The following is a 15,200-nucleotide window of genomic DNA, read 5'->3' on the forward strand; positions in this document are numbered from 1 at the left end:
ATTTTTGATAGCTGTCAGCGCTTTACCAGAAAGCGCTGGCGGCATTTTTTATTCAAATTTTTCTGAACGGAAGCGCGCGCGATCGCCGCCGCACCTCAGCGCCCTCAGTCGTCCTCGGCGGCATCGATCTCCGGAAACAACACCTCGGTGAACCCGAACTGCGTGAAGTCGCGCACCCGCATGGGGTAGAGCTTGCCAACAAGGTGGTCGCACTCGTGCTGCACCACGCGGGCATGAAACCCGTCCACCGTGCGATCGATGGGGTCGCCATACGGATCAAACCCGGTGTAGCGGATGCGCGCCCAGCGCGGCACCTTGCCCCGCAGCCCAGGCACGGACAGGCAGCCCTCCCAGTCGTCCTCTTCCTCGTCCCCCAGCGGCGTGATCACCGGATTGAGCAGCACGGTGGGCGGCACCAGCGGCCGGTCGGGATAGCGCGGGTTGCGCACGTCGGAGCCAAAGATGACGAGCTGCAGGTCGACCCCGATCTGTGGCGCAGCCAGCCCGGCGCCGTTCACCGCGCGCATGGTGTCGAACATGTCGCGCACCAGCAGGTGCAGTGCATCGGTGTCAAACGCGGTGACGGGCTGGGCAACCCGCAGCAGGCGCGGGTCACCCATCTTGAGAATGGTGTGGATGGTCATGGCAAACGGGCAGACGAGCAGACGAGCAAACGTGCGAAAAGGGACGCAAAGCAGCCCGCGCAGCATAGCGCGTGGCAAGCGCAGCATCCGGCCTGCATGGGGAACCCACCCGGCAGCACCGCCAGACCGCTTTTGTGGAAATCGCTCACTTTTTGTGTATATAATCGTGGTCTTGTTCCTCGATAGCTCAGTCGGTAGAGCGCCGGACTGTTAATCCGTAGGTCCCTGGTTCGAGCCCAGGTCGAGGAGCCAAGAATTGCAGGCCCTGCATGAGCTAAGCAGGGCCTTTTAGTTAGCTGGTTAGATCCCTGTCAGATACCGATCATTCCTCGATAGCTCAGTCGGTAGAGCGCCGGACTGTTAATCCGTAGGTCCCTGGTTCGAGCCCAGGTCGAGGAGCCAACACAAAAAGCCTTGCAGCGCAGCCGCGTTGCAAGGCTTTTTTGTTGCCGCCGCCCCGTGTGCATCGTCCACACCATTGCATGCCGGACAATCTCCGGCATGTCCTCGCAATTGCCCTGGCTGCAGCCTGGCGAACCCCTGCCCTCGCCCACCCACGCGTGGGGCGCCGCCGACCCGGCGCCCGGCCTGCTGGCCGCAGGCGGCTCACTCAGCGCACCGGCCCTGTGCGCAGCCTATGCCCAGGGCACATTTCCATGGTATGGCCCCGGCCAGCCGATTCTGTGGTGGGCCCCCGACCCCCGCATGGTGCTGCCCGTGGCCGAATTCAGGCTGCACCGGTCGCTGCGCAAGACGCTGCAGGCCTTCCAGCGGAACGCACAGGCCGAAATCCGCATTGACAATGACTTTGCGGCCGTGATCAACGCCTGCGCCGCCAAGGAGCGCGACGGCCAGGCTGGCACCTGGATCGTGCCGGAGATGATTGCCGCATACACCGCGCTGCACCAGGCGGGCCACGCCCACAGCGTGGAAACCTGGATCGGCGGCCGGCTGGTCGGTGGGCTGTATTGCGTTGCGCTGGGCCAGGCCGTGTTTGGCGAATCCATGTTTGCCCACGCCACCGATGCGTCCAAGATCGCACTGTCGGCGCTGGTGTGCCTGTGCCGGCACCATGGGGTGGTGATGATCGACTGCCAGCAGAACACGCCGCACCTGGCCTCGCTCGGGGCCCGTGAGATCTCGCGCGAAGCCTTCCTGCGGCATGTCGATGGGGCACGCCGGGAGCCGGCGCCCCGCTGGGAATTCGACCCCGTATACTGGAACGCACTGCTGCCCTCCTGATTCCGACAGCATGACGCAACTCAACGACCTCCCGCTGCAGACCCTGCAGTTCTACGCGACCGCCCCGTATCCCTGCAGCTATCTGCCGGACCGGCAGGCCCGCTCGCAGGTCGCCACGCCCAGCCACCTGATCCAGAACGATGTCTATTCAGACCTGGTGGCCAACGGTTTCCGCCGCAGCGGCATGTTCACCTACCGCCCCTATTGCGACGGCTGCCAGGCCTGCACCCCCCTGCGCGTGCTGGCCCATGCGTTTGAGCCCGACCGCAGCCAACGGCGCGCGGTGGCGCGCCACGGCAACCTGCAGGCCCGCGTGCTGCGCCTGTGCTTTGTGCCCGAGCACTACCAGCTTTACCTGCGCTACCAGACCGGGCGCCACGCCGGCGGTGGCATGGACCATGACAGCATCGACCAGTACACGCAGTTTCTGCTGCAAAGCCGCGTCAACTCCCGGCTGGTCGAGTTTCGGGAGACCGACGCGTCCGGCGAGCCCGGGGCACTGAAGATGGTTTCCATCCTGGATGTCCTGGACGATGGCCTGTCGGCCGTCTACACGTTCTACGAGCCTGAACCCCGCTGCAGCTATGGCACCTACAACGTGGTATGGCAGATTGAGCAGGCGCGCTCCCTCGGCCTGCCCTATGTCTATCTGGGCTATTGGATCGAGGCCAGCCCCAAGATGAACTACAAGGCACGCTTTCACCCCCACGAGGTGCGCACGAACGGCCGGTGGGAGCGGGGCACGGCCCCTGCGGCCGGCGCTGCGGCGGCAGACTGAAAGCAGAGCAGCATTTCACAAGGTAAGATGCGGCGGCTCTTCAGCTCTCGCCGCCCATGAAAAAAATCGATCCCAGCGTCCCCGCCAAACCCAGCGTTCAGGTCCTGGAGCGCATGTTTACGCTGATCGATGTGCTGGCGTCCCGCGAGGAAGCGATCTCCCTCAAGGAGATCAGCGAGAAGACCGGCCTGCACCCGTCCACCACCCACCGCATCCTGAACGACCTGACCATCGGCCGCTTTGTCGACCGGCCCGAGTCAGGCAGCTATCGCCTGGGCATGCGCCTTCTGGAACTGGGCAATCTGGTCAAGGCCCGGCTCAGCGTGCGTGATGCTGCACTCGCGCCCATGCGCAACCTGCACAAGCTCATCCAGCAGCCGGTCAACCTGAGCATGCGCCAGGGCGACGAAATCGTCTATGTCGAGCGCGCCTACAGCGAGCGATCCGGCATGCAGGTGGTACGGGCCATCGGCGGCCGCGCCCCGTTGCACCTCACATCCACGGGCAAGCTGTTTCTGGCGCTGGACGACCCGCAGCGGGTGCGCGCCTATGCCACGCGCACAGGTCTTTCCGGCCAGACCCGCAACAGCATCACCCAGCTCCCTGTCCTGGAGCGCGAACTCGCCAAGGCGCGCCAGTACGGCATAGCGCGCGACAACGAAGAGCTGGAACTGGGCGTGCGCTGCATGGCCGCTGGCGTGTATGACGACCAGGGCAAACTGGTGGCGGGCTTGTCGATCTCTGCACCTGCCGACCGGCTGGACGAAGGCTGGCTGCCCAAGCTGCAGGCCACCGCAAGCGAAATTTCCACGGCTCTCGGACATGCCGCCAGCACAGCCCCATCCAGCGACGCCGCATCCAGCCAGGATTCGCGCAGCCTGATGCGCTGATCCCTGAGATCAGCATCCATCGCCCCCCCCCGCACCCATCGCGGAGGCCTCCCCAGGCTCCAATGAAAACGCCGGAGCAGCGTGGGCTGGTCCGGCGTATTGGGGAGCGGCTGGCGAAAGGAACAACTATCTTGCCACCGCGCGCACGGCCTGCAACGGCAGCTCGGGCTTGGACTCGACCCACTGGCGCACCCGTTCGGCGTCGCCGAGCCGGCTGAATTTGCCCGCAGAGTCTAGGAACACCATGATGAGCTTGCGCCCGGCAACCTGCGCCTGCATGACCAGGCAGCGCCCGGCCTCGGAGATATAGCCCGTCTTCTGCAACCCGATATCCCATGTGGGGTTCTTGACCAGGCCATTGGTGTTGTTGTACTGCAGCGTCTTGTGTCCCACCGCCACCTCGTAGCCGGGGGATGTGGACAGTTCACGCAGCAGGGGGTCGCCGTGCGCCACGTTCACCAACGTGGCCAGATCGCGTGCACTCGACTGGTTGCGGCTGGAGAGCCCCGTGGGCTCCACGTACTTGGTATCTGTCATGCCGAGCAGCCGCGCCTTCGCATTCATCTGCGCCACGAAGACTTCGAGCCCGCCAGGATAGGTGCGCCCCAGGGCATGGGCGGCGCGGTTTTCGCTCGACATGAGTGCCAGGTGCAGCATCTCGCCCCGGGTGAGGGTGGAACCCACCATCAGGCGCGACCGGCTGCCTTTTTCCGTGTCCACATCTTCCTGCGTGATCGTGATGGGTTCATCCATCGGCAGACGGGCCTGGGAAATGATCATGCCGGTCATGAGCTTGGTGAGCGACGCAATGGGCAGCACCGCGTGGTCGTTCTTGCTGAGAAGAACTTCCTGGGTGTCCTGGTCAATCACCAGGGCCACGCTGGACTTGAGGTCCAGGGGGTCCGTGATTTCGTGCAAGCCAGCAATCTGGCCAAAAGAAAGCCGGGGAGGTGCCGGCGTGTAAGCCACGCGTGTCGGCGCCTTGGCCGACTTGGCGGTGATGCGAACCACCCTGTTGCTGGCGGAAGCCTTGCGCGGAGCCACCGCACGCTTTGCGCTGCTGGAGCTGACTTGCTCCTTCTTGGCGGGCGCCCTTTTGCGCTCGCCGGCGTGGGCGGCAGTCCCCACCAGCGCCGCGCTGAGGAAAAACACGCTCACGGTTTGGCAGAAACGATTCACTGCGGTGCGACAGGCATGGTGCATCAAAGTGCTCCAAACGGTAAAAAGTGTTGTGCAGTGTACAGAATCAAAAAAAGTCGCGCAAGATCAATGCCTTGCACGACTTTCCAAGAAAGTGATTGAAATTATAGAAACATTGATCAGCCTTGTGCAGCGACCCGATCAGCTTTACTTTGTAACTTGTTCAGGGCACTGAGGTAGGCCTTGGCGGACGCCACCACGATGTCCGGATCGGCCCCCACACCGTTCACCACCCGGCCACTGTTCTGCAGGCGCACGGTCACCTCCCCCTGGCTCTCGGTCGAGCCACTGATGGCATTCACCGAATACAGCACCATTTCCGCGCCGCTCTTCACATGGGACTCGATGGCCTTGAGCGACGCATCCACCGGTCCGTTGCCGATGGATTCACCCCGCACTTCATGGCCGTCCACGGTGAAGACAACCCGCGCACGCGGCTGTTCGCCGGTTTCGCTTTGCTGGTAGAGGGAAACAAAGCCGTACTGCTCCTTCTCGGCTGTCACGCTTTCGTCGCTCACCAGCGCGAGGATGTCCTCATCGAAGATTTCGCTCTTGCGGTCGGCCAGTTCCTTGAACTTGGCAAACGCCACATTGATTTCGGTCTCGCTGTCGAGCTGCACGCCCAGCTCCTGCAGGCGCTGCTTGAAGGCATTGCGGCCGCTGAGCTTGCCCAGCACGATCTTGTTGGCCGACCAGCCCACGTCTTCGGCGCGCATGATTTCGTAGGTGTCGCGCGCCTTCAGCACGCCGTCCTGGTGAATCCCGCTGGCATGGGCAAAGGCGTTGGCCCCCACCACCGCCTTGTTGGGCTGCACCACGAACCCGGTGGTCTGGCTGACCATGCGGCTGGCCGCCACGATGTGCTGGGTGTCGATGCCCAGGTCCAGGTTGAAGTAGTCACGGCGGGTCTTCACGGCCATCACCACCTCTTCCAGCGAGCAGTTTCCGGCACGCTCGCCCAAGCCGTTGATCGTGCATTCCACCTGGCGCGCGCCGCCAATCTTCACGCCGGCCAGCGAATTGGCCACCGCCATGCCCAGGTCATTGTGGCAATGCACCGACCAGATGGCCTTGTCGCTGTTGGGGATGCGTTCGCGCAGCGTCTTGATGAAGTTGCCGTACAGCTCGGGAATCGCATAGCCCACGGTGTCGGGCACGTTGATGGTGGTGGCGCCCTCGGCGATCACCGCTTCGAGCACGCGGCACAGAAAATCCGGTTCGCTGCGGTAACCGTCTTCGGGGCTGAACTCGATGTCGGCCACCAGGTTGCGGGCGAAGCGCACCGATTGCTTGGCCTGCTCCAGCACCTGCTCTGGCGTCATGCGCAGCTTTTTCTCCATGTGCAGGGGGCTGGTGGCGATGAAGGTGTGGATGCGCGCGCTGTTCGCGCCAGCCAGCGCTTCGGCCGCGCGTGAAATGTCGCGGTCATTGGCCCGCGAGAGCGAGCAGATGGTCGAATCCTTGATCGCGTTGGCAATGGCCTGCACCGCTTCGAAATCGCCGTTGGAGCTGGCCGCAAAACCCGCCTCGATCACATCCACCTTCAGGCGCTCCAGCTGGCGGGCGATGCGCAGCTTTTCATCCCGGGTCATGGAGGCGCCGGGCGACTGCTCGCCATCGCGCAAGGTGGTGTCGAAAATGATGAGTTTGTCAGCCATGTCGTTCTCTCCTGGTATCGGTAGGTGGGGTCCCGCAACGTCAAAAATCCGGCGGCCAAGACAAAAGGCCCGTTGCGGGTGCATACGGGCCTTTGTGGAAAAAGTGTGCGCGTGCGCCTACCGTCTCCGCCCGTGGGGAGGTAGCAGTAGAGCCAGTGCAAACGTGTTCATGCAGCGCAATGTAGCACATGTGGCGCGCCGGGCTGCAGCGCTCACTTGTGCAAGCCGCGCTCGTCGGGTTCTTCGGTGGATGTACTGATCACGCTGCTGTGCTGCCCCTTGGCCTTGCGCCAGGCATACACGCCATAGCCGCTTACGCCATACAGCACGAACACGCCGAACAGCACGATGGGCGGATGGATATTGATGACGGCGATGCCCAGCGCGATCAGCACGATGGCCGCAAACGGCACGCTCTTTTTCATCTGCACGTCCTTGAAGCTGTAGAACGGCACATTGGTGACCATGGTGAGGCCCGAGTACAGCGTGAAGGCGAACATCGTCCAGGTGATCTGCGACCAGCTGAGCCACGCGTCTTCACCCCGTTGCACGTCCAGTTCCGTCATGAGCCAGATGAACCCGGCGACCAGCGCTGCCGCGGCTGGCGACGGAAGCCCCTGGAAGTAGCGCTTGTCCACCACGCCCGTGTTCACGTTGAAACGCGCCAGCCGCAATGCCGCGCAAGCGCAATAGACAAACGCCGCGATCCAGCCCCAGCGGCCCAGGCCGCGCAGGGCCCACTCGTAGGCGATCAACGCCGGTGCAGCGCCAAACGAGACCATGTCGGAGAGCGAGTCCATCTGCTCGCCGAAAGCGCTCTGCGTGTTGGTCATGCGGGCCACGCGTCCGTCCAGGCTGTCCAGCACCATGGCGCAGAAAACGCCCACAGCGGCCATGTCGAAGCGGCCGTTCATGGCCATCACGATGGCATAGAACCCCCCGAACAGCGCTGCCAGGGTGAACAGGTTGGGCAGGATGTAGATGCCCTTGCGACGCTTGCGCACCATCACCTCAGCGCCCGGGATGGAATCGTCACCATCATGCATCAAACAGTCCTCCAGCGCTTACCCATCATGGGCAAGCAGCTATCAAATTTATAGTAATTGGCCATCAACCACCTGCGAGGCATGGCGTTGCGCGTGCCCCAGGCAAAGCACGCAGTGTAGCGCCTGCCCACCACCCGCCCGGCCATGAAAAAAGGCCACCGAGGTGGCCTTCAGACGCTTCGCGAAGAAGAATCAGTTGCGGGTCTGGTCGACCAGCTTGTTCTTGGCGATCCAGGGCATCATGGCGCGCAGCTGGCCGCCCACCTTTTCGATGCTGTGGTCGGCCGTGTTGCGGCGGCGGGCCGTCATCGATGGGTAGTTCAGGCGGCCTTCCTGGATGAACATCTTGGCGTATTCGCCGTTCTGGATGCGCTTGAGCGCATTGCGCATGGCAGCGCGCGACTGTTCGTTGATCACCTCGGGGCCGGTCACGTACTCGCCGTACTCGGCGTTGTTCGAGATCGAGTAGTTCATGTTGGCAATGCCGCCTTCGTAGATCAGGTCCACGATGAGCTTGAGCTCGTGCAGGCATTCGAAGTAGGCCATTTCAGGCGCGTAGCCGGCTTCGACCAGGGTTTCATAACCCATCTTGATCAGCTCGACCGCGCCGCCGCACAGCACGGCCTGTTCGCCGAACAGGTCGGTCTCGGTTTCTTCCTTGAAGTTGGTTTCGATGATGCCGGCCTTGCCGCCGCCATTGGCCGCTGCGTACGACAGCGCCAAGTCACGGGCCTTGCCGGACTTGTCCTGGTGCACGGCCACCAGGTGGGGCACGCCGCCGCCCTGGGTATAGGTGTTGCGCACGGTGTGGCCAGGGGCCTTGGGGGCCACCATCCACACGTCCAGGTCGGCACGGGGCACGACCTGGTTGTAGTGCACGTTGAAGCCGTGGGCGAACGCCAGCGATGCGCCTTGCTTGATGTTGGGCTCGACATTGTTCTTGTACACGGCTGCGATGTCTTCATCGGGCAGCAGGATCATGACCACGTCAGCGGCCTTCACGGCGTCGTTGACTTCCAGCACGTTCAGGCCAGCCTTGCCGACCTTGTCCCACGATGCACCGCCCTTGCGCAGGCCGACCACCACCTTCACGCCGCTGTCGTTCAGGTTTTGTGCGTGGGCGTGGCCCTGGCTGCCGTAGCCGATGATGGCCACGGTCTTGCCCTTGATCAGGCTCAGGTCGGTATCTTTGTCGTAGAAAACTTTCATGGGTTGCTCCGGTTGAATGCGTTGTTGGGGTTGATATGAAATGAATGCGGGGGGATTGTCGTACTACACGCGCAGGATGCGCTCGCCCCGGCCGATGCCGCTGGCGCCCGTGCGCACGGTCTCCAGAATCGAAGTGCGGTCGATGGCCTGCAGGAAGGCATCGTTCTTGCCCTGGTCGCCGGTCAGCTCGATCGTGTAGCTCTTTTCCGTCACGTCGATGATGCGGCCGCGGAAGATGTCGGCCATGCGCTTCATCTCCTCGCGCTCCTTGCCCACGGCGCGCACCTTCACCATCATGAGCTCGCGCTCGGTGTAGGCGCCTTCGGTCAGGTCGACCACCTTCACCACCTCGATGAGACGGTTCAAGTGCTTGGTGATCTGCTCGATCACGTCGTCCGAGCCCGTCGTCTGGATGGTCATGCGCGACAGCGAGGGGTCCTCGGTGGGCGCCACGGTGAGCGATTCGATGTTGTAGCCCCGGGCCGAGAACAGGCCCACGACGCGGGAAAGAGCACCAGGCTCGTTTTCCAGCAAGACAGCAATGATGTGTTTCATAAGGTCAGATTCCTCTTTTCGCTGCCCTCCCCCGCGCACGGTAATGCGCGGGCTTGGCAGGCAATAGATTCGTCAAAAAGTGATAGCTATCAATATGATAGCTGTCAGCGCTTGATAGGTAAGCGCTGGGGGCCAATTTGATGCTTAAAGGTCTTCCGACCCCAGCAGCATTTCGGTGATGCCCTTGCCGGCCTGCACCATCGGGAACACGTTCTCGGTGGGGTCGGTGCGGAAGTCCATGAACACCGTGCGGTCCTTGAGCTTGCGGGCTTCGCGCAGCGCAGGCTCCACGTCCTTCGGGTGCTCGATCAGCATGCCCACGTGGCCGTAGGCTTCGGCCAGCTTCACGAAGTTGGGCAGCGCGTCCATGTAGCTGTGGCTGTAGCGGCCGGAGTACTCGATCTCCTGCCACTGGCGCACCATGCCCAGGTAGCGGTTGTTCAGCGAGCAGATCTTGATCGGCGTGTTGTACTGCAGGCAGGTCGACAGTTCCTGGATGTTCATCTGCACCGAGCCTTCGCCGGTGATGCAGAACACCTCGGATTGCGGCTTCGCCAGCTTGATGCCCATGGCGTACGGAATGCCCACGCCCATGGTGCCCAGACCACCGGAGTTGATCCAGCGGCGGGGTTCGTCGAAGCGGTAGTACTGCGCGGCCCACATCTGGTGCTGGCCCACGTCGGACGTGATGTACGTGTCAGCGTCCTTGGTCATGTTCCACAGCGTCTCAACCACATACTGCGGCTTGATGACGTCGGGGCCGCCCATGTCGTACTTCAGGCAGTCACGCTTGCGCCAGCCTTCGATGGTGTCCCACCAGGCGGCCAGGGCGCCTGCATCGGGACGGGTGCTGGTTTCGCGGATCATCGCGATCAGCTCGGTGAGCACGTCCTTCACATCGCCGACGATCGGGATGTCGACCTTCACGCGCTTGGAGATGCTCGACGGGTCGATGTCGACGTGGATGATCTTGCGGTCGTTCTGCGCGAAATGCTTGGGGTTGCCGATCACGCGGTCGTCAAAGCGCGCGCCCACAGCCAGCAGCACGTCGCAGTTCTGCATGGCATTGTTGGCTTCGATGGTGCCGTGCATGCCCAGCATGCCCAGGAACTTGCGGTCCGACGCGGGATAGGCCCCGAGGCCCATCAGCGTGTTGGTGACCGGGTAGCCCAGCATGTCCACCAGGGTGCGCAGCTCGTTGGTGGCGTTGCCCAGCAGCACGCCGCCGCCGGTGTAGATGTACGGGCGCTTGGCGGTCAAGAGCAGCTGCAGCGCTTTACGGATCTGGCCGCCGTGGCCCTTGCGCACAGGGTTGTACGAGCGCATTTCCACGCTCGTGGGGTAGCCGGTGTAGGGCACCTTCTTGAAGGAGACGTCCTTGGGCACATCCACCACCACCGGGCCGGGGCGGCCGGTGCGCGCGATGTGGAAGGCCTTTTTCAACGTGGCAGCGAGGTCGCGCGCATCCTTGACGAGGAAGTTGTGCTTGACGATGGGGCGCGTGATGCCGACGGTATCGCATTCCTGGAAGGCATCCAGCCCGATGGCGGGCGTGGGCACCTGGCCGGAGATGATCACCATGGGGATCGAATCCATGTAGGCCGTGGCGATGCCGGTGACCGCGTTGGTCAGGCCGGGGCCGGAGGTGACCAGCGCCACGCCCACTTCGCCGGTGGCGCGCGCATAGCCGTCGGCGGCATGCACCGCCGCTTGCTCGTGCCGCACCAGCACGTGCTGGATGGTGTCTTGCTTGTAGAGGGCGTCGTAGATGTAGAGAACCGCACCGCCGGGGTAGCCCCAGATGTACTGCACGTTCTCGGCTTGCAGCGCCTTGACGAGGATTTCGGCGCCCATGAGGTCCTGGGAGCCAGCGAGGGAGGATTGGGAGGTACCCTGCGACGCAGCGGACGCCGAGGCGAGCTCAGCCTTGGAGATTTCCATGATCGATCAACCTTTGTGAATTTCTCTGACGAAAAACCTTGGGTGCTCCTTGCACGCGCTCTTGTGAAGCCAGCTTGGAACTTGAGGCCAAGGACATGGGCAAGATGATTGCTTGCCGGACCGTGACCCGTTTGCCTTTTGAATTGCAACCGGCATTATCGCACTGCAACACAATCAAAAACTGCCGCTCCTCAAAAAATCAGGGGGCGATGCGATAATCAATGGCTTGGCAGTGCCAGATAGCCACATTTGCCAGCCATGCGCACCACCCCCACCCGGGCTGACCCCTCTTGGCAACCGAACAAGAACTCTCCGACTTCCTGAAAAGTGTAGAAAAGCGCGCATTCAAGCGCTCGGTCTATCACGTTCGCAACGAGGAAGCGGCCCTGGACATCGTGCAGGACAGCATGCTCAAGCTGGCCGAACACTACGGCGACAAGCCTGCGGCCGAACTGCCCATGATCTACCAGCGCATCCTGTCGAACTGCACGCTCGACTGGTTCCGGCGCCAGAAAACCCGCAATGCACTGTTTTCGAGCATGAGCGACTTTGAAGGGCCCGGCGAAGATGGCATGGATTTTGATCTGCTGGAAGCGTACTCGGGGCCGGAATCCGGCGAAAGGGCTGAAAGCGCCGAGGACATGACCCGCCGGGCGCAGATATTCCAGGAGATCGAAGCCGAGATTGCCGAGCTCCCGCCCCGTCAACGGGAGGCCTTCCTGATGCGTTACTGGGAAGAAATGGACGTTGCGGAAACCGCAGCGGCCATGGGCTGCTCCGAAGGAAGCGTCAAAACACATTGTTTCCGTGCCGTTCAGACCCTGAGCAAGGCACTGAAAGCCAAAGGAATCGAGCCATGAATACCGTACGAGCAACCAACGCCCCGACAGAAGCCGCCGCAGAGCGCTATGCCCTGCGTGTCGCGGCTCGACTGTCGCGTGGCACCGAGGACTTGCCCTATGACATCTCCGAACGGCTTCGCGCCTCGCGCATGCAGGCACTGGCCCGCCGCAAGCGCGCGGCGGCCCCCGCCCGCGTTGCGGCGCCCGTGGTGGTCAGTGTGGGTCACACTGCCGCACTCGGCCGCGGTGGCGACCAGGGCAGTGGCTGGTCGAATGCCCTGGTGTCTGCCGTACCCCTGATGGCATTGGTGGTGGGCCTGGTGGTGATCAACAGCGCGCAGGACGAGAACAGCGCCAACGACCTCGCCGAGGTGGATGCCGCCCTGCTGACGGATGACCTGCCGCCGGCCGCCTATGCCGACCCTGGCTTCGTACAATTCCTCAAGACTTCCGCACGAGCCAACTGAACGGCCAGCCCGATCAGCCACAGAACGGACTGAATGGACCCACGCTTCCCCGCTACCCCCATGTCCCCCGCCAACCTGCCAGCCATCGTGCTGGCTTTGGCGCTTCTGGGGGTGCTTTCCGTGGGCGGCGGATACGCCTGGGTGCAGACACGCAACGCGCCGGGCACCCTGCTCTCGGCTGGGGCACAAGCGGCCATTGACGACCCGAGCAATGTCCGCCCGACCAAGCGCCCCGGTGACCCCGGACCACCGTCTGCGCGGTCTGCGGGGGCCGAGTCGACCGCCACCGAGACTGGCCCGCCCTGGAAAGCGCTGACCACGGCGCAGAAGGAGGCCCTGCATCCGCTGGCCGAGCGCTGGTCGCTGCTGAGCGAAGCGCAAAAACGACGCTGGCTGTCGCTGGCTGCCAGTTTTGCCAGCCTGCCCGCCGACGAGCAGGCCAAGTTCCATGACCGCATGACCGACTGGGCCAGCCTGAGCGTGCAGCAGCGCAGCCAGGCGCGCCTGAACTTTGCGGTGGCCAACCATCTTGCCCGCGACGACAAGCGCGCTCAATGGGAGGCCTATCTCGCGCTGCCGGACGAAGAAAGGGCCGCGCTCGCTGCCATCGCTGTTCCCAAACCCAAGGGCGCCGCCACCGCGTTGCGGCCGGTTCCGCCCCAGAAGCTGGCCCAGGTGCCTGCGGCCAGCCAGGCCAACCCCCAGCGCCCCAATCCGCCCAAGATTCCACCGGTCATCGACCATTCGCCGCGCGTGGCAGCGCCGGTCACACCCACAGCGCCACTGGGTGCGCCCCCCACGTCCAGCCCGGATGCCCCGGTGGTGGAAACCGCGCCGGTGTCGGTCCCGGTGGCGACTCCGGCGGCACTCCCCCCGCTGGGCGATGCCTCCGCCGCCAACTCCCCGGCCCCCACCACCCCTGCGCCGGTCACGCCGGACACCTCGGGCCTGTATCCTCAGTAGTTTTCAGCCTGGCGCCGCCGCGTTGCGCCGCCGCTATCCTTGTCCGACCGGAATGTCCACCCCAAGCCCTGCCCGCGCTCCCTCGACCGACCTGCCCGGCGGCGCCCCCCCTTCTTCCTCCTCCTCGCCCAATGGCACCACGCCCAACCTGTGGCGGCGCATGGCCTGCTGGCTGTACGAAGGCATGCTGATGTTCGGTGTGGTGTTCATCGCAGGCTACCTGTTCGGCACCCTGAGCCAGACCCGCAACGCCATGGACAACCGTCATGCCTTGCAGGCGTTTCTCTTCGTCATCTTCGGCATCTACTTCACCTGGTTCTGGGCCAAGGGGCAGACCCTGGCCCAGAAGACCTGGCTGATCCGCGTGGTGGACCGGGCCGGCCAGCCCATCAGCCAGGCGCGTGCGCTGCTGCGGTATGTGCTGAGCTGGGTGTGGTTCTTGCCGCCGCTGGCGGCGTATTCATTCGGTGTGGCGGCTGTGGACGTGCTGGTGCTGACCTTTGGCTGGGTGGCCATCTGGGCCATCCTGAGCCGGTTTCACCCCACCCGCCAGTTCTGGCACGACGCCTGGGCCGGCACGCGCCTGGTGCACCACGAGCTTCCCAAAAAATAGCCCGCCCCATGGTCGCCGCCCCGCGCAGGCGCGCAGCGCACTGACGCGCGCACCTGTCATGCGGCTGCGACACAATCACTGCCATGTCCGCCCTACGCCCCGAGCCCTCCACACCCGCCAACCCTCAGAAGGCCCGCACCGGCCTCAATCGCGTCTGGCACGCGGCGGGATATTCGATGGAGGGCCTGCGCGCGGGCTGGCACGAGAAAGCCTTTCGCCAGGAGGCCATCGCCGCGATGCTGCTGCTGCCCGCCTCCCTCTGGCTGGGGCGCAGCTGGGTGGAAACCGCGCTGCTGGCCGGGTCGGTGCTGATCGTGATGATCGTGGAGCTGCTCAACACCGGCATCGAGACCGCCATCGACCGCATCGGCCCCGAATGGCACGACCTGTCCAAGCGCGCCAAGGACATGGGCAGCGCGGCGGTGCTGCTGGCCCTGCTGCTGTGTGCTGGTATCTGGGCGGCCGCTCTTTTTCAAAGGATTGCCCATGGCTGAACCCACTTTTTCCCTGTGTGTCTACTGCGGATCGCGCCCCGGCACCGACGCGGCCTTTGCCGACGCAGCGCGGGCGGTGGGCACCTGGATAGGGAGCCATGGCGGCCAACTGGTCTACGGCGGCGGGCGCAGCGGCCTGATGGGCACGGTGGCAGAGGCTACGCGCCAGGCCGGCGGCCGGGTTGTGGGCGTGATACCCCAGGCGCTGGTGGACAAGGAACTGGCGAACCGCCTGTGCGACGAACTGCACATCGTGCAGACCATGCACGAACGCAAGGCCATGATGGCCGAGCGCAGCGACGCCTTTATCGCTCTGCCCGGCGGCATCGGCACGTTCGAAGAACTCTTTGAAGTGTGGACCTGGCGCCAGCTGGGCTACCACGACAAGCCCCTGGGCCTGCTCAACGTGGCCGGCTACTACGATGCGCTGATGGGTTTTTTGAACCACAGCGTCGCCAGCGGCTTCATGGGCGAATGGCAGATGGGATTGCTGCACGCCTCCAACGAGGCCGATGCGCTGCTGCGCACGCTGGTGCAGAACGCCGGGCCGGGCCAAGCCCCTGTCCCGCTGCGGTCGGTGATCTAGCCTGCCTCAACAACTGGCGCGGCCCGGAACCAGAACCGCCGCGCAAGGGCCGCCCCGCCGCGCTGGCGGTGT

At 64.0% G+C, this 15,200-nt stretch carries 16 protein-coding genes and 2 tRNA genes; 11 read left to right on the forward strand and 7 right to left on the reverse strand.

Annotated features, from left to right (window positions below; all coding sequences use genetic code 11):
• Nucleotides 1-104: 104 nt before the first annotated feature.
• Nucleotides 105-644, reverse strand: a complete 540-nt coding sequence (def, locus tag ACOQFS_RS12675; protein ID WP_421563220.1) for a peptide deformylase — start codon at nucleotides 642-644, stop codon at nucleotides 105-107.
• A 176-nt stretch (nucleotides 645-820) separates the two neighbouring features.
• Here def and ACOQFS_RS12680 point away from each other — a divergent pair.
• From ACOQFS_RS12680 to ACOQFS_RS12700, 5 genes are all read left to right on the forward strand, one after another.
• Nucleotides 821-896 (forward strand) — tRNA-Asn (locus tag ACOQFS_RS12680).
• 74 nt (nucleotides 897-970) lie between these two features.
• Nucleotides 971-1,046: transfer RNA gene (locus ACOQFS_RS12685), tRNA-Asn, on the forward strand.
• A 99-nt stretch (nucleotides 1,047-1,145) separates the two neighbouring features.
• A complete protein-coding gene (gene aat, locus ACOQFS_RS12690) occupies nucleotides 1,146-1,886 on the forward strand; it encodes a leucyl/phenylalanyl-tRNA--protein transferase (protein ID WP_421563221.1) in 741 nt (246 codons plus the stop codon).
• 10 nt (nucleotides 1,887-1,896) lie between these two features.
• Nucleotides 1,897-2,664: an arginyltransferase gene (locus ACOQFS_RS12695; protein ID WP_421563222.1), complete on the forward strand. Its 768-nt coding sequence runs from the start codon at nucleotides 1,897-1,899 to the stop codon at nucleotides 2,662-2,664.
• Nucleotides 2,665-2,720: 56 nt separating this feature from the next.
• The gene (locus ACOQFS_RS12700; protein ID WP_421563223.1) at nucleotides 2,721-3,554 is read left to right on the forward strand and encodes an IclR family transcriptional regulator; all 834 of its coding nucleotides are present in this window, start codon (nucleotides 2,721-2,723) and stop codon (nucleotides 3,552-3,554) included.
• A 126-nt stretch (nucleotides 3,555-3,680) separates the two neighbouring features.
• On the opposite strand, the gene pbpG is transcribed toward ACOQFS_RS12700, so the two are convergent.
• From pbpG to ACOQFS_RS12730, 6 genes are all read right to left on the reverse strand, one after another.
• Nucleotides 3,681-4,757 (reverse strand): D-alanyl-D-alanine endopeptidase, encoded by a 1,077-nt coding sequence (gene pbpG, locus ACOQFS_RS12705; RefSeq protein WP_421563224.1) that lies wholly within the window; start codon nucleotides 4,755-4,757, stop codon nucleotides 3,681-3,683.
• 116 nt (nucleotides 4,758-4,873) lie between these two features.
• Nucleotides 4,874-6,412: a 2-isopropylmalate synthase gene (locus tag ACOQFS_RS12710; protein ID WP_421563225.1), complete on the reverse strand. Its 1,539-nt coding sequence runs from the start codon at nucleotides 6,410-6,412 to the stop codon at nucleotides 4,874-4,876.
• A 212-nt stretch (nucleotides 6,413-6,624) separates the two neighbouring features.
• A complete protein-coding gene (gene pssA / locus ACOQFS_RS12715) occupies nucleotides 6,625-7,458 on the reverse strand; it encodes a CDP-diacylglycerol--serine O-phosphatidyltransferase (RefSeq protein WP_421563226.1) in 834 nt (277 codons plus the stop codon).
• A gap of 192 nt (nucleotides 7,459-7,650) precedes the next feature.
• Nucleotides 7,651-8,667, reverse strand: a complete 1,017-nt coding sequence (gene ilvC, locus ACOQFS_RS12720) for a ketol-acid reductoisomerase (RefSeq protein ID WP_421563227.1) — start codon at nucleotides 8,665-8,667, stop codon at nucleotides 7,651-7,653.
• A 63-nt stretch (nucleotides 8,668-8,730) separates the two neighbouring features.
• On the reverse strand, nucleotides 8,731-9,222 hold the full coding sequence (gene ilvN, locus ACOQFS_RS12725; protein WP_421563228.1) for an acetolactate synthase small subunit: 492 nt from the start codon (nucleotides 9,220-9,222) through the stop codon (nucleotides 8,731-8,733).
• A gap of 144 nt (nucleotides 9,223-9,366) precedes the next feature.
• The gene (locus tag ACOQFS_RS12730) at nucleotides 9,367-11,163 is read right to left on the reverse strand and encodes an acetolactate synthase 3 catalytic subunit (protein ID WP_421563229.1); all 1,797 of its coding nucleotides are present in this window, start codon (nucleotides 11,161-11,163) and stop codon (nucleotides 9,367-9,369) included.
• A 290-nt stretch (nucleotides 11,164-11,453) separates the two neighbouring features.
• On the opposite strand from ACOQFS_RS12730, the gene ACOQFS_RS12735 reads away from it, so the two are divergent.
• From ACOQFS_RS12735 to ACOQFS_RS12760, 6 genes are all read left to right on the forward strand, one after another.
• Nucleotides 11,454-12,023 (forward strand): RNA polymerase sigma factor, encoded by a 570-nt coding sequence (locus ACOQFS_RS12735; RefSeq protein ID WP_421563230.1) that lies wholly within the window; start codon nucleotides 11,454-11,456, stop codon nucleotides 12,021-12,023.
• On the forward strand, nucleotides 12,020-12,472 hold the full coding sequence (locus ACOQFS_RS12740; RefSeq protein WP_421563231.1) for a DUF3619 family protein: 453 nt from the start codon (nucleotides 12,020-12,022) through the stop codon (nucleotides 12,470-12,472). The genes ACOQFS_RS12735 and ACOQFS_RS12740 overlap by 4 nt, the downstream gene beginning before the upstream one ends.
• 60 nt (nucleotides 12,473-12,532) lie before the next feature.
• Nucleotides 12,533-13,435, forward strand: coding sequence for a DUF3106 domain-containing protein (locus ACOQFS_RS12745; RefSeq protein ID WP_421563232.1), 903 nt, complete (start codon nucleotides 12,533-12,535; stop codon nucleotides 13,433-13,435).
• A 52-nt stretch (nucleotides 13,436-13,487) separates the two neighbouring features.
• On the forward strand, nucleotides 13,488-14,048 hold the full coding sequence (locus ACOQFS_RS12750) for an RDD family protein (RefSeq protein ID WP_421563233.1): 561 nt from the start codon (nucleotides 13,488-13,490) through the stop codon (nucleotides 14,046-14,048).
• Between the two features lie 83 nt (nucleotides 14,049-14,131).
• On the forward strand, nucleotides 14,132-14,542 hold the full coding sequence (locus tag ACOQFS_RS12755) for a diacylglycerol kinase (protein WP_421563234.1): 411 nt from the start codon (nucleotides 14,132-14,134) through the stop codon (nucleotides 14,540-14,542).
• Nucleotides 14,535-15,128, forward strand: coding sequence for a TIGR00730 family Rossman fold protein (locus ACOQFS_RS12760; protein ID WP_421563235.1), 594 nt, complete (start codon nucleotides 14,535-14,537; stop codon nucleotides 15,126-15,128). The genes ACOQFS_RS12755 and ACOQFS_RS12760 overlap by 8 nt, the downstream gene beginning before the upstream one ends.
• Nucleotides 15,129-15,200 lie beyond the last annotated feature (72 nt).

The organism is Paracidovorax sp. MALMAid1276 (genome assembly GCF_049198005.1).
In the GTDB taxonomy this organism is placed as follows: Bacteria; Pseudomonadota; Gammaproteobacteria; order Burkholderiales; family Burkholderiaceae_C; genus Acidovorax.

Excerpts from the sequence above, each read along its gene's own strand:
- pbpG (WP_421563224.1), bottom strand. The coding sequence starts at position 4,757 with ATGCACCATGCCTGTCGCACCGCAGTGAATCGTTTCTGCCAAACCGTG.
- ACOQFS_RS12740 (WP_421563231.1), top strand. The coding sequence starts at position 12,020 with ATGAATACCGTACGAGCAACCAACGCCCCGACAGAAGCCGCCGCAGAG.
- ilvN (WP_421563228.1), bottom strand. The coding sequence starts at position 9,222 with ATGAAACACATCATTGCTGTCTTGCTGGAAAACGAGCCTGGTGCTCTT.
- ACOQFS_RS12755 (WP_421563234.1), top strand. The coding sequence starts at position 14,132 with ATGTCCGCCCTACGCCCCGAGCCCTCCACACCCGCCAACCCTCAGAAG.
- ilvC (WP_421563227.1), bottom strand. The coding sequence starts at position 8,667 with ATGAAAGTTTTCTACGACAAAGATACCGACCTGAGCCTGATCAAGGGC.
- ACOQFS_RS12750 (WP_421563233.1), top strand. The coding sequence starts at position 13,488 with ATGTCCACCCCAAGCCCTGCCCGCGCTCCCTCGACCGACCTGCCCGGC.
- ACOQFS_RS12700 (WP_421563223.1), top strand. The coding sequence starts at position 2,721 with ATGAAAAAAATCGATCCCAGCGTCCCCGCCAAACCCAGCGTTCAGGTC.
- ACOQFS_RS12695 (WP_421563222.1), top strand. The coding sequence starts at position 1,897 with ATGACGCAACTCAACGACCTCCCGCTGCAGACCCTGCAGTTCTACGCG.
- aat (WP_421563221.1), top strand. The coding sequence starts at position 1,146 with ATGTCCTCGCAATTGCCCTGGCTGCAGCCTGGCGAACCCCTGCCCTCG.
- ACOQFS_RS12710 (WP_421563225.1), bottom strand. The coding sequence starts at position 6,412 with ATGGCTGACAAACTCATCATTTTCGACACCACCTTGCGCGATGGCGAG.
- ACOQFS_RS12760 (WP_421563235.1), top strand. The coding sequence starts at position 14,535 with ATGGCTGAACCCACTTTTTCCCTGTGTGTCTACTGCGGATCGCGCCCC.
- ACOQFS_RS12730 (WP_421563229.1), bottom strand. The coding sequence starts at position 11,163 with ATGGAAATCTCCAAGGCTGAGCTCGCCTCGGCGTCCGCTGCGTCGCAG.
- pssA (WP_421563226.1), bottom strand. The coding sequence starts at position 7,458 with ATGCATGATGGTGACGATTCCATCCCGGGCGCTGAGGTGATGGTGCGC.
- ACOQFS_RS12745 (WP_421563232.1), top strand. The coding sequence starts at position 12,533 with ATGTCCCCCGCCAACCTGCCAGCCATCGTGCTGGCTTTGGCGCTTCTG.
- def (WP_421563220.1), bottom strand. The coding sequence starts at position 644 with ATGACCATCCACACCATTCTCAAGATGGGTGACCCGCGCCTGCTGCGG.